General features: G+C 57.7%; 13 protein-coding genes. 2 read left to right on the plus strand and 11 right to left on the minus strand.

The features are described 5' to 3' along the window. The first annotated feature begins 192 nt into the window (after window positions 1–192). The gene (locus M0639_RS17200; RefSeq protein WP_042445890.1) at window positions 193–378 is read left to right on the plus strand and encodes a hypothetical protein; all 186 of its coding nucleotides are present in this window, start codon (window positions 193–195) and stop codon (window positions 376–378) included. 46 nt (window positions 379–424) lie between these two features. Here M0639_RS17200 and M0639_RS17205 read toward each other — a convergent pair whose 3' ends face one another. Further along, complete coding sequence (locus M0639_RS17205; protein WP_230793123.1) at window positions 425–1,603, minus strand: LppP/LprE family lipoprotein; 1,179 nt, start codon at window positions 1,601–1,603, stop codon at window positions 425–427. 621 nt (window positions 1,604–2,224) lie between these two features. Between M0639_RS17205 and M0639_RS17210 the strand changes: the two genes are divergently transcribed. Beyond that, a protein-coding gene (locus tag M0639_RS17210) for an IS3 family transposase (protein ID WP_156525125.1) occupies window positions 2,225–3,450 on the plus strand; the annotation gives its coding sequence in 2 pieces (ribosomal slippage) (window positions 2,225–2,534 and window positions 2,534–3,450; 1,227 coding nt in all). Window positions 3,451–3,583: 133 nt separating this feature from the next. Here M0639_RS17210 and M0639_RS17215 read toward each other — a convergent pair. From M0639_RS17215 to M0639_RS17260, 10 genes are all read right to left on the minus strand, one after another. Beyond that, entirely contained in the window at window positions 3,584–4,063 is a 480-nt protein-coding gene (locus tag M0639_RS17215) for a hypothetical protein (RefSeq protein WP_064075763.1), read from the minus strand. Between the two features lie 408 nt (window positions 4,064–4,471). Continuing rightward, on the minus strand, window positions 4,472–5,260 hold the full coding sequence (locus tag M0639_RS17220) for a primase 1D-like protein (protein ID WP_042445882.1): 789 nt from the start codon (window positions 5,258–5,260) through the stop codon (window positions 4,472–4,474). Further along, window positions 5,257–5,850 (minus strand): hypothetical protein, encoded by a 594-nt coding sequence (locus M0639_RS17225; RefSeq protein ID WP_042445879.1) that lies wholly within the window; start codon window positions 5,848–5,850, stop codon window positions 5,257–5,259. The genes M0639_RS17220 and M0639_RS17225 overlap by 4 nt, the downstream gene beginning before the upstream one ends. A 179-nt stretch (window positions 5,851–6,029) precedes the next feature. After that, window positions 6,030–6,905, minus strand: coding sequence for a DNA-processing protein DprA (locus M0639_RS17230; protein WP_042445876.1), 876 nt, complete (start codon window positions 6,903–6,905; stop codon window positions 6,030–6,032). Between the two features lie 55 nt (window positions 6,906–6,960). After that, a complete protein-coding gene (locus M0639_RS17235) occupies window positions 6,961–8,373 on the minus strand; it encodes an SIR2 family protein (RefSeq protein ID WP_080726525.1) in 1,413 nt (470 codons plus the stop codon). Between the two features lie 1,026 nt (window positions 8,374–9,399). Then, a complete protein-coding gene (locus M0639_RS17240) occupies window positions 9,400–9,714 on the minus strand; it encodes a 2Fe-2S iron-sulfur cluster-binding protein (protein ID WP_042445962.1) in 315 nt (104 codons plus the stop codon). Between the two features lie 5 nt (window positions 9,715–9,719). Then, entirely contained in the window at window positions 9,720–10,925 is a 1,206-nt protein-coding gene (locus tag M0639_RS17245) for a cytochrome P450 (RefSeq protein WP_042445869.1), read from the minus strand. A gap of 62 nt (window positions 10,926–10,987) precedes the next feature. After that, window positions 10,988–12,232, minus strand: coding sequence for an NAD(P)/FAD-dependent oxidoreductase (locus M0639_RS17250; protein ID WP_042445866.1), 1,245 nt, complete (start codon window positions 12,230–12,232; stop codon window positions 10,988–10,990). A 1-nt stretch (window position 12,233) separates the two neighbouring features. Continuing rightward, on the minus strand, window positions 12,234–12,623 hold the full coding sequence (locus M0639_RS17255; protein ID WP_042445863.1) for an SRPBCC family protein: 390 nt from the start codon (window positions 12,621–12,623) through the stop codon (window positions 12,234–12,236). 101 nt (window positions 12,624–12,724) lie between these two features. Further along, window positions 12,725–13,702, minus strand: a complete 978-nt coding sequence (locus M0639_RS17260; RefSeq protein WP_197486232.1) for a helix-turn-helix transcriptional regulator — start codon at window positions 13,700–13,702, stop codon at window positions 12,725–12,727. Window positions 13,703–14,821: the final 1,119 nt, after the last annotated feature.

Consider the following 14,821-nt stretch of genomic DNA (forward strand, 5'->3'; position numbering starts at 1 on the left):
GGTTCGACCCGCCCATTTTCATTGATGGAACGTCGCCACCGAGATCGAGATGACGTCAGAACGACTCGCGCTGATCCCCACAGGCGATTCTGACGCCCGTTCGGGGTCTAATCGACTCGACGTATCTCGATTCGCTCCGAGACGTTCTGGATCGCACTGAGTAACAGACACTTTGCAGGAAGTCGGACGAGGATGGATAACCCCGATAGCGCGCATACCCGCGGTGACGACGAAGCCATCAGTGTCGCCAAGGCGGCCGTCCTTCTGTCCGGTGGCAGTTTCGACGCGGATACCGAAACCACCTGCCGCCGCGTTCTCAACGGCGAGAGCGAAGTCGAGCAAGAGCTTTCAGCCTTCCGAGCTCAGCTGCGTGGTTAGCGCCCCGCCGCTCACACAAGGATGTGATCATCGGTCGTCGAAACCGCTACTTGCAGCCACTGACCTTGAGCAACTCTGCAGGAAGGTCATTCTGCATCACGACGCCGTCGCCGTCCCATACGAAAGTCGCGGTGGCCAGACCTGACGGATTCGCATTCGAGTCCATCCCTCGCGGCCACTTGTACTGCACCGTCACGCTATCGCTGGAGGAATCAATCACCGAAGTGAAGCCGAACGAACACGCCGTAGCTGTCCCCTGATACTCCCCACGGTGGAACAACATCACGTGCTGCGGCGAACTACCGGTCCCGCCATTGGTTTCGGCGATCGCATAGCTCAGCTCGGCACACGGATCAAAGTTCGTCTCCCCCAAGAACGTCCACTCAATGCCAGGAATCTGGGTTGCGGCCGGCACCTGGTCGAGGCCGGCCGATATCGCCGCGACTTTCGGGGTCGTTCCACACCTGACTGTCGCAACCGCTGCCGAATCGACAGCGTTTGCCCCACACAGCCACGGCCATCCGGTCATCTGACCGAGATTTTGCGGTTCCGCGGAGAAACTCTGCTCGTCCCCGAACAGGGAACCGTCACCGAACTGACCACCGTTCGCAGCGTCATAGCTGTACGAAGTCACCTTCATCGCCGGTTGCGAGGAACTTCCGCCGTACGGCGCAGTGAAATTCCAGACCTCGATCGGCCTGGACGGGTCGCCTGTACAACGAACCGCGGTCTCGGCCCCTTCACCTCGATGCAGTTTCCACTCGACGGGATTGCCTTCGTACAACGAGGCGGGCGGTGACATGACGGCCAAATTCGCGTCCTCCCACGACAACACCTTGTATGAGGCAGAGCCGCCGAGCTCCTTCGTGGCGACGACAACCTCCGCACCCGGCACACCGTCAACGTCCCACGCTCCGACAAACCCTGCCGCATCCTGCGCCTTCGGATCGGTCAGCAACTTGGAGTCCGTACCGGCTACCGCAGCTTCGATGCCGGATGCTGTCAGCACCACAATCTGACCACCTGCACGGCCGATCGAATCATCTTTGCCGTCGCCGTCGACATCCACCACAGCCAAGGACACACAGTCCTGTTTACCCGAACAGACATCAGGCGCGGACGACGTCGTCGTGGTCGGTGACAAAGCCGCTGCGCTCTCCCCCGCTTGTGCAGCGCCTTCGACTGAATCGGCCCCACACCCAGCCAACAACAATGCGGCTGACACGCAAACAGAAATCGCCAGTTTGGTTCTCACTACGCCCCCTGATTCGATACACAAACCACGATCGGATTGATGCAACTATCGAGAAGTATGGCAGTTGCACTTCGACATCCCACAGATTGCCTGGATTTATAGGGGCCGAATTCACACTCCCGATAGGATCCAGTTTCGCTGACTCAACGGAGGAATTGTGTTGAACGCTGGCAGGTCAAGATTTCGGCACTACACCAGAAGGTCTGTGATCGGAATCGGAGCATTGGTCCTGGCGGGTGGCCTTATCGGTTGCACCGAGAAAGAAGAAGTTCAGTACGTCTACCCCTCGACTACGAATCCCCCGGAACCTGGAATCTGGACCACCTGGTTGACGGATGATCTCTACACACGGCTCGGAGAGATCTCTGTGAAGACCAATTTCGGACGGATGGGTGAGGTGGGAGCTAAACCTGTTCTTCTCGACACCGTCACCTACCAGGTAATCTCTAACTGCGGCGATGTCACGCGCCAGATCGCGAGTTGGGACGGATTGATCTCAGATACTCAGCAACACACCAGGGGCCTTGACCCCGTGTGATGGACACGCTTGATCCTGGTCTCAGACCAGGGAAAGCGAGAAGATCTAACCCGATGACCAAAAAGAATTACACCGAAGAGTTCCGCCGCGACGCAGTCGAGCTGTACCGCGATACCGACGGTGCGACCGTGGCCGGGATCGCCGCCGATCTCGGCATATCCCACGGCTCCCTGACCACATGGCTGAGAAATGCGGGTATCCAGATCCGCAGACACGGCACCAGCAGTGCACCGCGGCCAGACCCCGGCGAAACACCAGAGCAGGAAGCCGCCAGGCTCCGCGCCGAGGTCGCACACCTGCGAGCGGAGAAAACCAAGCTCGAGACCGAGCGAGACATCCTGCGGTCGGCGGCCAAATATTTCGCCGGAGAGACGAATTGGTGAACCGCTTCCAATTTGTTGCAGACCACTCCGACACCTACCCGGTGAAGCGGTTATGCCAGGTCATCGATATCGCTCGCTCGTCGTACTACGCGTGGATCAACGCCGCCGACACGCGGGCTGCCCGCGCCGCTGCCGACGTCGAACTCGCCGAGAAGATCCGCGCCATCCACAAAGTGGACAACACCTACGGGCGGCCCCGGATCACCGCCGAGATCAATCACGGACAACCCGGCGGCCAACGGATCAATCACAAACGGATCGGACGGGTCATGTGCGAGAACAACATCGAGGGCCTGCGACTGCGCCGAAAACACCGCACCACCATCGCAGAACCAGCCGACACTGCGTCCCCGGACCTGCTCAACCGTGATTTCACCGCAGCCGCACCGAACACCAGATACGTCGGCGACATCACGTACTTGCCTTGCGGGGACAGTGAGTGCTTGTATTTGGCCACGGTGATCGACTGTTTCTCCCGCCGACTGGTCGGGTGGTCGATCGCCGAGCACATGCGCACCGAACTCGTCGAGAACGCTTTGAGTGCCGCAGCACTGACCCGCGGCGGTCTTGCCGGTGCAGTGTTCCACGCCGATCACGGAAGTCAGTACACCTCAAAGGGTTTCGCGATGCTCTGCGCGAAGTTGGATGTCGCGCAATCGATGGGAGCGGTGGGCACGAGCGCCGACAATGCCCTGGCCGAGTCATTCAACGCGACACTCAAACGGGAGACCCTGCAAGGCGCAGCCCGCTGGGAATCACCTCGGGCAGCGCGGCTGGCGGTGTTCCGGTGGATCACCCGCTACAACACCCGGCGTCGGCACTCGTACTGCGACTATCTCAGTCCTGCCGACTACGAAAACGCCCACACATCCGATAGCCTGCAGCAAGCCGCGTAATCACAAACCCCGTGTCCAGCTTCCGGGGTCAAGGCCCCAGCCTAAATGACGAAGACGTGGTCACGTTCTATAACTTCGTCCGAGACGAGATCTGCCCCAATGTTGATCCAAACAAACTGAATTGAACCCGCGCCTAGGTCACGGCTGGGCTCCGCCGCGCACGTACAGCGGCTTTGTTCAGAAGATGCTCATTCGGTATTGCATCGAGGACTCGGCTCTCCAGCAATTGCGCCGATGGGCCGTCCTCAGTCTCGGAAACCGAAAACTGGATGTTCCGCCGTTCCATCGCGAGCTTCATCCACTGGACCGCTGTTCGAGGGTTTCCAGATTCGATGTCCGCCAGGCGTTCCCGCACGAACTCCGCGTCCGCAAGAGCCAAATCCGCGAGAACGGCACCGAGTCCGTTCAGATCGTTGCCCAGTCTGTATTCATCCAACCGCTCCCTCACGCCTCGCTGGTGGGCCTCGCCAACATAGAAGATGTGGCCTGTATCGGCGTACCGGGCGACATGTACCCCTGGCCGGCGTGGGCTGACCTCTGCACGTACGACGTTCAAGGGAAGCCATGCAGTCCACGAGGCCAGTGCGTCGAGAGCATCGCTGCAGTTCTCCATGCGGCAAAGCTACCGCTCTCACCGTTCATCTGACTGAGTGAACACGCGACGATCGGATTCTGGGCTCGCGATTGCATGGCGACGCCACAACTGAGCCGGCTCAGCGGTAGGTAGATTTCGTTCGAGCGCAACGTCGATCACGATCGATTACTATCTCCCACAATCGATTCTGACGAATCAGTATACGAGAATCGACTCGAACTAGCTCGACGTTCTCATAGTCGCTCATAGTCGCAGTGAAGCCCATCGCCTGAATCAATCGCTGATCGTTTCAAACTAGCTTTCGGTTCGTAAGCCCCATTCCCAGCTCGCTACGGCCGAAGTCGGCAACTCGACCGACAACGCCCTCGGGATGGGTTTCCTCGCGGCTTCGATGCTCAGCCCCGACCACTGGCTCAGCTGGCCTCGTTATGGGACTATTTGCTTATCCACTGTCCCACAATCCCGGGTTGAGGCAATCAACCTATGGCGTGAAGTGTGGCGCTCAAGATCGGTAGAAATCCGCAGTGCACAGAACCCATCAATTATCTGGTGTGCGGCCCATCTATGGTCGATGATTGGACTCAACAATTGCGCTCGACCCAAAACCTGATGGAGGGTCAGCTGGTCGACCGGCCGGTCACAAATTAGATGGTAAGAGGTTCCTGACCGGTACAGATCCCCTGAAAGTCCGAGCGCCCCAGCCACATCAACTGCTGTTTGGTCGCTAGAATAATCAGCGTGAATAGCGAAGTCCAACATGGGGAGATGAAGGGGAACGGTGTCCGTTCGCCCAGTGATGCGCGACGTAATTGAGACGACCGTTCGAGCAGGTAAACTCTGGAACGCACCGTCGACTAATAGGCTGACAAACTCGTCGACCGAAAGTGCATCTTGCTGCTCCGCGGCACTATGCTGCAGAGCTCGGCGAATGAGCGCGATCCGGGTATCATCGCTCGCCTTGGTGACTGAAGAAAGAACAAAATCCCAAAACCCGAACCCACGCTCTCGGTGTTCAGCTCGGGCAGCGGCCGTGAGACCGCGCGCTTCTTCGGAGATTTCACGTCCGCGCAGTGAGGAACCCCGCGCGACGGTAACCAAATTAACTTCACCGACTCCTGCATTCGCTAACAAGCTCGGGAGCATATCCTCGAGGCCCAGCGACTCCTCCCGGCACAGTTCCCAGTGAGAACTGGTGTCAACGAACTTCATAGTCATGACCACTCCCCTACGATTGGGCTTGAAGTCCAATCGAATCGTCTCGCTGCCTGGCGATCCCACATCTCGCGAGCCTGTTCGTGGTATCCCGTGTTCACACGTCGAGCAACAACAAAAGCTCCCACTACGTGATGACCCGCGGCGGCCAGCGCAAGTGCAGCACTGTTAATCCGTGCACCGGTGGTGTAGACATCATCGACCAAGTAAATCTGCTGAGGTCCGCAGTCCTCGCCCGAGTCATTGACGACATATGCGTCAACTGCGGGTCGCCGGAAATCAAGCAATCCTGGACCTCTTCGAAGGAGGGTGCGCACCGGTACGTCGAGCGGCATTTTACGCAAGAGCGCCTCAAGCGGGTGTGGCGATGGCCGCTTGGTGGAAGGCACAACGACGATGCAATCGATCCCTCCGCTGCGTGCGTCGATGCGTGCTCCATAATCGTGAATGTATCGTCCGATAAGTGCTTCGACGATCGGCTCGTACTCGGCGACGTACGGCTCATCTAAATCCTCGAGTCGGCCCTTGTAGCGGGTCAGCCAGTCGCGCAAATTCGAAGGTTTTTGATATAGCGAAATGACGTCGAGAGGCACGGGCGACGTTTCGAGTTTCGTTCTTACATCTTGGCAATTACTACACTCAGTTGCGGGTAGTGAATCATTCCATGTTCGACAGCGCAAACAAATACCCTGTCCTACGCCCGGAGGCGCCACAAGTTCGTCGACGAGACTGTTAGACCGAGCAACGATATCCTCGATCCCCCCGGTGAGCTTCAATTTGACCTCTCGATTTTGGCCACGACTTGCTCAACAGATGAAACAAACGACGCCAGACCTCGATTTGCCAAATCCTGCGCCCAGTCTTCGCTGGCGAGCGACGGCGCCCACATCAATGCGCTTCGACCAAACGCAATCGCTTGTTCGATCTCATGCCTACTTCCACTTCGTTCACGGCCATCCATGACGAGACTGACGTCGGTTAGCGCCGCAATAACGGAATTACGCCTTAAGAAGGTTGTCCCTGTTCTAGGTGCCGACGGAGCAAACTGTGACAGCACAGTACCGGACTCTCGAATCTGCTCAGCGAGGTCGATGTTCTCCTCGGGGAAGACCCTATCTATCCCTGTGCCCATCACAGCGATGGTGGTCCCACCGACGTCGAGGGCACCACGATGGGCTGCTGCATCAACTCCGGCTGCGAGTCCGGACACCACGACGAGACCGCGACTAGCTAGGTCCGCTGCCAAACTCCGCGTTGTAACCAACACATCGTCCGGTGCCGACCGACTACCCACTATCGCCAGCGCACTCCCAGTAGGCACTGCTCCTGTCGCGAACAACAGTGGTGGAGCGTCCCAGCACTCGGCAAGTTTAGCGGGGTACTCCGGCGTTCCGGCGACGAGTGCAATCGCTGAGCCTACCTGGTGCAGTCGATCCACAGCTTTAAACCAGTGGTCCACGCGTCCGAGATCGAGATTCTCGACAAGGTAGGTAACCAGAGGCGAAAGGCCTGACGAAGGACGCACACCAAGTAGCGCAGCCCGTTCGTCGGGGTCACGCAATATAGCGGTTAGATCGCGAGGCTCCGCGGGGAGAAGCTCAAGTGCCGCCAACACCGTACTGGCGTCCTTGATGGTGTCGGTATCCATGCTTCTGACTGTATTGCACCTCTACGACATATTCGAAGGTGTCGAAGCGGATGAGTCACCGCTGGTACATCGCCTGCTTGAGGAGGGTATACGCTGCCCGCGCGGCTACCACGTAATTGCCATCACCCAGCCTCCTCCACACATCTAAGTCTGTTGGACGGCCACCGAGATCCGGGGGCTGGGTGCCGACTTCCTCCCAGTACGCGCGCGCCGCCCCGCCAGAAGCAGCAACAGGTATTACACCCACGCCACGCTCACGCGCCCATCGAATCTCCTCAGCTGTTCGACGTCCACCACACACGGCAACCAACGCACGACAATCATCGAGAAGCCCACCCACTAGTTGCTCGCGCTCCAAACTCGTGTAAACGGCGGTTCCGATGCGCTCGTCCATCCTCGGAGGGGGCTCCTGCTTAGAGCGGAAATGGAAGGTCAAGAGGTGTGGATCGTAGGTATCTTCCGCGCGACGAGCCCGGGCTACGTCGCGGGTGATTTGCCAACCCGCTGGACCGCCCAGCGATGTCAGCAACCAGTTCGCGTCATCGGTAATTTGCTGGGCGATCGGTTCACACCAAGGAAGGATCGTCTCGTCCGGATTCTCACCACCGCCAGCGTTCTTTCCTGCGCTGCCCGAGATGAAGACCTGCGGGGGACGCGTGCGCCTCACCAACTCCTGAAGCACGGTACCGAGCTCTGAATACTCATTGATCTCACAGACCTTGACTCCGCTCGATTCGAGATCACGCACACGCAACTCATGCAACCGAAGCTCATCCGTGTCGGTCGGTCGCTTCATCACGGTCATGTGTCGATCGGTGACGGCTGTCCCAAGCTGTCTCGCAAGACGCAGCAAAACTTCGACATTTGGATCAGTGAAACTAAAGCCTAGGAACAAGATGGTGCGGCTCAGGTAGGCCGCGCGGAGCAATGCCCAAGTGCGGGGATGTTTCTGCTCATACTGCTCGTAGTCACTACGTGTGATGACCGGCCTGGCCGCCCACACTGGCGGAGGTCCGTTTGAAATGCTGCCATGCATCTTCACGAGAGTTCTGCGAGCCGAACCAATCGACTGGATGTCCGAATCGGTGATCGCAACGGTTACATCCTGTCCCAGCGCAGACTCCAACAGTCGATCGTAATTCGTAGTCCAGATCTCCTGTATCGGAATCCGACCCACCAGCTGGTGTCCGTCAGTTGGAACACAGCCCTTCGACGCGATTTCGTCAAGAATGTGCTCTTCCAACGCTGCCCGACCCGCGTTTTTGGCGTCGTTTGCGATGTACTCTGCCAACAGAGGCAGGTCCTCCATCGATGGGATCTCACACTTGTCCTTCAACCCGAGAAGAAGACCTTTCCAGCCGGGCATCCCCGCATCCAACGACAGTCCAGCCCCTACGAACATGGCTCCGTTGCCGGCGAGTACAGCATCACCAAACGAATCAATTAGGTCGAACCTCTCCATGGGCATTTTGCAATTGTGAACGAAGGACTTACCCCCATTGCGAATGGGCCCACGAAATGGGTGTTGCACGGCGATCACCGTAACGGTGCATCGCCGAATCTCCACGTTGCGCGATGTGCTCCGCACCAGCAGGATCCCAAAGAGTTCGAAAGTTGCCGCTTGATCAAAGTGGCGGTAACCGCCGAATAGCTTTCACCCCTCAGCACGGATTGTAAAGCGTGCCTTCACATCATCCTTCGAACATCCCAGCATCCCCATTTGCAAAACCTCTTATGACTGCAAGTCGCTCTTTCTGCGTCAGCACTCCGGTGAACGGGTTGAGCGCCCGCAACTCTCGTCCAGACTCACTATCTGCGAGCGATGCCGACTCCATCCGAGCGAATGGGCCGCTGATCAACTCAGCCCACGTGTCCAGACAGCGTCCCATCGAAGGCCCATGCACAGCCGAGCGCATCCTGTCGGTGTTCCGATGCGCAATCTCCACGTAGGGGATGGAAGGGTCAGCCTTCAGCTTGGCGATCACCGCAGCGTGGAGTGCGCGCTGGACGGCGGCTTTTCGGCGCATGGCTATTGGGTTGTCTTCCGTTCATCTCAATCGTTTTGCATCCGGTAACCGAGTCCGAGAGCTCATCTACGACGACGGTGTGACCAGAATTCAAGTCAAGATACAGCCCTCGCAGCGTCACGAGCCCTCAGCAATCAGGGAATCGATTCGATACGAACACCCATACCCCGTCAGGTCCACTCTTGAAACACGACTTCCGATTTCCCGAGTTCGGTTGATAAAGAACGACTTTGGAGGATTACGCCAGCACATCGCATGAAGACCCCTTCCTTGTTCGCGGGCTCACAGCGCAAACCGAGTGGATGATCCACCGTGGGAACCCTCCCACAACTTGTCGATCTCGGAACCAGATGCTCATCGCACTCAATCGGGGGTCGTTGCAACACCTAGTGAGTTCATTGGCGTTGCAACGACCACGCTATGCCGTCGTCTGTATTCTCCGCAATCCTCTCTGTTTAGTTGGTCAATTAGTCACCTGCCACCTCAACCCTGAGTCCGTCGAGCTCCTCGGTAACTGCAATTTGGCAGGACAGTCGGCTAGTTGGGCGACGCTCCCCCGCGGCACAATCGAGCATGTCGTCTTCTTCCTGAGTCATCGATGGAAGCGAGGTGGCGGTCTCGGGATCGACGTAGACGTGACACGTTGCGCACATCGCATTTCCGCCGCATTCAGCGGTGATTCCGTCGACCCCTTCGGACACTGCAGCGAGCATGACAGTCGTGCCGACCTCTGCGTCGACCGCCCATTCGGAACCGGAGCAGGAGAATCTGATCTTGGGCACGGTGTTCACTTCACCCGGACGCGAACGGGCAACGTCTCGAGGCTGCGAATTAGGTTGTTCATGTGGCGTCGCGGCGTGCCGTTGGGTTCGATGCTGTGGACCTTTTTCGCGAGTTCGGTCCACAGCGCGGTCATCTCCATGTTCGAGAGAGCTTTGCCCATACAGGTGTGGGGGCCGTAGCCGAAGGCCAACGTGTCGCGCGGGTTGCGTCGGACATCAAATCGGTCCGGGTCAGGATAGTGGCGCTCATCCCGATTCGCCGCGGCATAGGAGTGCAAGACGCGGGATCCCTCCGGTATCAAGATGTCGTCAATTTCGACGTCGCGGGTGGTAACGCGCGTGAACCACTGTGCTACCGAGTCGATTCGGACACCCTCCAGCACGGCGCTGGGTATCAGCGACGGGTCATCGCGAACCATTGCCCACTGGTCTGGATTGTCGACGAACTGGCTCATGGTGTTCCCCAGAGAGCCGGCAGTGGTATCTAAGCCTGCCGTCATATAGGCCGCAATTGTGGCTTTCGCGTCGATATCGCTGATCTCCCCTCGTTTCACCGACTGCCAGGTGAGGTCTGCAACGCTGCCGGGCCGGGCATTCTCGGGCGTGACATTCTCCAGAGCCCAACCATAGAGCTTCTCCATGCTGGGTTGAGTCTGTGTGAAGGTCCCGTCCGGGCCCGCGCAGTTATAGGTGTCAGTTGCCCAATGCAACATGTCGTACCGAGTCTGGAGGTCGGGAGAGACGCCTAGTACCTGAAGAAATATGCGAATTGGCATCAGTTGCGCGAAATCGACCACCGCGTCGAACTCACCCTTTTCAATCACCTCGTCAACGAGTTCCGCAGCCGCCACTTCCACATCTTGACGGTATGCGTTGACCGCCTTCGGCCCAAGGGTCGACATCATCATTTGGCGCATAGGGAGGTGCTCAGCACCATCCTTGCATGGCGCGAAATCCCTCCATGCTTCGTTGAGGACGTTACTTATACCAATACCCTGAGCCGACGAGAATGTTTCCCAGTCACTGAGCATTCCCTTAACTTCGTCATATCGGGTTATCGCCCACATACCGTACTTCGTCATATAAGCAGCACGACCGACATCTCGCAGCTTTCGATAGTATTTGTAGGGTTCGTTCAACGATTCCGACGAAAAAAGATCGATGTCGGTGGAGTACTTTTCCTCGACTGCGGTTGTGGCTGCGGTTGTCATAACACTCTCCGTTGTTCCGTTTGAATTTCCATGAAATTTCCAGATTTCGTACCGAGTTTCGACTATCGGTTTACTACTGTCCGATCAACGAGATCCTTCAAGCTCGCTCCCGGGTAATTCTCAAATTCGCCTATATAGGCGCCACGCGAAAGTAGTTTTCGTGCGGAAATATGATCCGAACTTCGATTAACAGACTCGACACACCTCAGTTGGCCATCGCCCGAAAAGCGCAACACGGAGAACGAATCTTCGGCGATGGATCCGTGGCGAATTATCCGATCGGTGTCGGCACCGATGCCGACCATCTGGATCTTCATACCGAACTGATCGGTCCAAAACCACGGTACGGTGCTGTATACGGACTCGTCACGGGCGGCAATCCGGGCGGCGACATGACGTGCTTGATCGACCGCATTCTGCACCGATTCGAGACGCAAAATCTGCCCCGAAGCATGCGTGCAAGGGAAGGCGGCACAGTCGCCGATCGCGCTGATCCGGGGATCCGTGGTGCGCAGGTGCGCATTCACCAACACTCCGTTATGAACGGCGAGGCCGGCGTCTGCCGCAAGTTCGGTGTTCGGTAAAACCCCAATACCTGAGACCACAACGTCAGCCGGGATTGTTTCGCCGTTATCGAGTTTGACGGCAATGGCTTTCCCTTCCTTGCCCACGATCGCCGAAGCTGAAGCATTCAGTCTCACGACAGTCCCACGCTGTTGGTGGACACTGGTTACGAAGTTAGACACGTCAGGCGATACGACGCGGGACATCAAACGGGTGGTCGATTCGATAATAGTGACGCCGTGACCATTCTTGACCGCAGCGGCTGCTACCTCGGTCCCGATGAAGCCTCCACCGATTACGACAACACTGCGGGGTGACCTCAGCAATTCACGCAATATCCGCGCGTCCTGCAGTGTTCGGAGTTGTACGACTCCGTCGAGGTCATCACCTTCGATCGGTAGTCTCCGCACTCGTGCACCGGTAGCGATTACGACATGGGTGAAGTCAAGCCTCCGCCCCGAGCGCAGGAGCACCTTGGCAGCCTTTCGGTCAATTCGGATGGCGGGATCAGTGTCGTCGATGGTGATGCCCATCCGTTCGTATACGGAAGCGGCGCGAAGGGCCAGTGCCGAATCCGGACTGTCGATCGTGAGATAGGACTTCGATAGTGGGGGGCGCTGATACGGCAGCCCCGCCTCGTCGCCAATAAGAGTCACCGAACCCGTAAAACCATGCTCCCGCAACGAAACCGCGGCCTGTGCGCCAGCCTGCCCCGAACCGATGATGACAACTTGCTCGGGCATTTCAGCAGAGCTTCTTCGCAAGACCAGTTACGGCACCCTCGATTGCTCCCGAGACCATCTCGGCAAGCTCGGCGGGCTCGACGTCGGTGCTGTAAACGACAAGGGACTTGCCCTCGACCTCAATCACGTCGATCGTGCCAATGTGATGCTCAATCGGAAGATCACCGTCAATAATTCGATACTGAAAGCGGCGCAGATCCGCGTCGTTCGTGATGATCTCTTCAGTTAATCTGATGCCACCCCGCAGGGTTACCGTCCGATGATTATCATCCAGCATTGCAGATTCCTCGACGAGCGGGAACCATTCGTTAATCGTTCCCGCATCCGCGATCAATTTCCAGACATCGTCCACGGAACGGTCGACCGTAATCGATGATCGAATTGTAGCCATTTCTATTCTCCATTTCTATGTTCAACTAACGGAAGCAGATTTGGGCAAGGAGTACCGGCCCTGCCATTGCAGGTAGAACTCAATTTGACTTTCCCTGCTAATTACAGGCGCAAGGTCTCGGATGGCGAAACGCCGAACATTCTCTTGTAATGGGCGGCGAATCGACCGAGGTGACCGAAGCCCCATCGCATCGCCACCTCGGCGACCAGTGTGGTCGACGGATCACCGGCCAGCAGTTCGAGGTGAGCGTGACGCAACCTGGCTGCGCGAATGTACTCTGAAGGCGTAACCCCGAGGTGTTCAATAAAACCTCGCTGAATCGTACGCACACTCAGGCCTGTCCCTGCGGCTATGTCGGACAACAGAATTGGCTCACCGAGTCGATCCTCTATCCGGTCGCGGACAAGTTTGATTGACGCGGGCGTTGCTGCATCTGCCTCCGAATGCAGCTGGCCCGAGAACTGATGGCGCGCAGCAAGAAGGAACCCAGACATCAAACTGTGCGACAACGGCTCAGCAACGGCTGGGACCGATAGAAGTTCGTTGCAACCACTGTTCAACTGATGGCGGACGCCGGCTAGGAGATTCCACCACTGCTTGGCTAGTCCAGCCGAAAGGTCGAGTTCAGCGTCGAGTTCAATACCGAGCCGAACAGGTCGGCCGATCATCGCAGTGAGTGTTCGCTCCAACTCCGCACCATCGAATCGAACGGCAATCATGTGAAACGGGAGTTCAGAGGACAAAATCGCATTCGACCCCTCGCTGTACAGGGCAGCGCGCCGCGATGTCATGCGCAATTCGTCGTGCCCAGTTGTGCGGGAACTGATCTTTCCGTCGACCGGCACGTTGAGGTGGTAGCTGCCAGGGATATCCGGACACTCCATCGCAATCGCGCTGTTGTAATCGATCTCACCGACGAGGATCGATCCAAGTCGGTGCAACGTCAGTTTCCCTTGAAACCGTTCTTCGACTCGGGCTGCCGTCGTCCGATGAGGATAGAAGGCGGACCCCACAGCGGCCTCGGACTCCTCGACCAAATCGAACGACGTGGACTCTGACTGGAACAGAGTGGATGGCATCGAAGGATAAGTCATGGGTTGCACGTGTCTTCATTCCCTTCAATCCAAAGTCTGAGTACCGGGGTCGCCACAACCCCTCGCCACAGATCGTGATCCACACCACAATCTGCATCTAAGTGTGCAGGCCCGATGCCCTGTGCGTCTATCCACTACACGGCGGTCATTGATCCCCAATGCGCCAGTGCTTCACTTTGATCAAAGTCCCGCATGTTCCAGATGAGGCACTCCGCGCCTCGTAAACCACGAGGACAGAGTCCGCGTTCGCCCCTCATCGCCACTCCAACTACAACAGCAAGTGCGGGCGTTAGCCCGCGGTTTCGGTTCCCTCTCCCTCGACTAGCTCGAGGGCATGACGTTCGCTTCGCTCTCTATTAATCAGGGGCTCTCTAGTTGTATCGGCTCGTCTCTGTCCGGGGTAGACGAGTTGATCGGAGGACCGGAAGGGCGTCTGAACTAGGACATCTGAAAGCTCAAGCAGTTTCCCGTCGGTCGGGCATCGGCGCGGAATCCGGACAGGATTTCGTGCAGAGGTCCGACCGACGGAACAGCTCTTCGTCAGTACATCGATTGAGTGCTCATGAAGAGGTCATCCAACCTGCTGGATCTCCGCGACGTCCGTCTGAGCTTCTCATCGCGGCGCATCCCGGATCGGACTCCACACCGATCGGTGCTGTCATGGTGAGGTCCTTCTGCATGGAGCGACGCCCGGAATGAAGTCCGTCCGAATGAGGTCAACACAAAGATCGGATGATCCGCTGAGATCATCATGAGGTCATCTTGTCGGGCGCCTACAAGAACGGTCCACCGCCCTGAACTTGCGCTCGACGGAGACTGAATCTGACCCGAAACAGTTCCGTCGCAGATGATCTCAAAGACTCGATCGGCCGATCCGCTGAGATCATCATGAGGTCATTTTGGATGGCCGCTTCAGCGTCGGTCGCACTTCCGAAACGGAGTCCATTCTGCGATGGATGCAGTCCCGGAATCCTTCTATCCCAGATGATCTCAACGGCTCGAACGGTTGATGTGCGGAGATCGTCATGAGGTCATCTTGTCTGCGCAGATCCTGGGTCCTCGCGGATCGCGAACCGGTGCCATCACTGTGAGGGGAACCTGTAC

Origin of the sequence: Rhodococcus qingshengii JCM 15477 (genome assembly GCF_023221595.1) — a bacterium.
In the GTDB taxonomy this organism is placed as follows: Bacteria; Actinomycetota; Actinomycetes; order Mycobacteriales; family Mycobacteriaceae; genus Rhodococcus_F; species Rhodococcus_F qingshengii.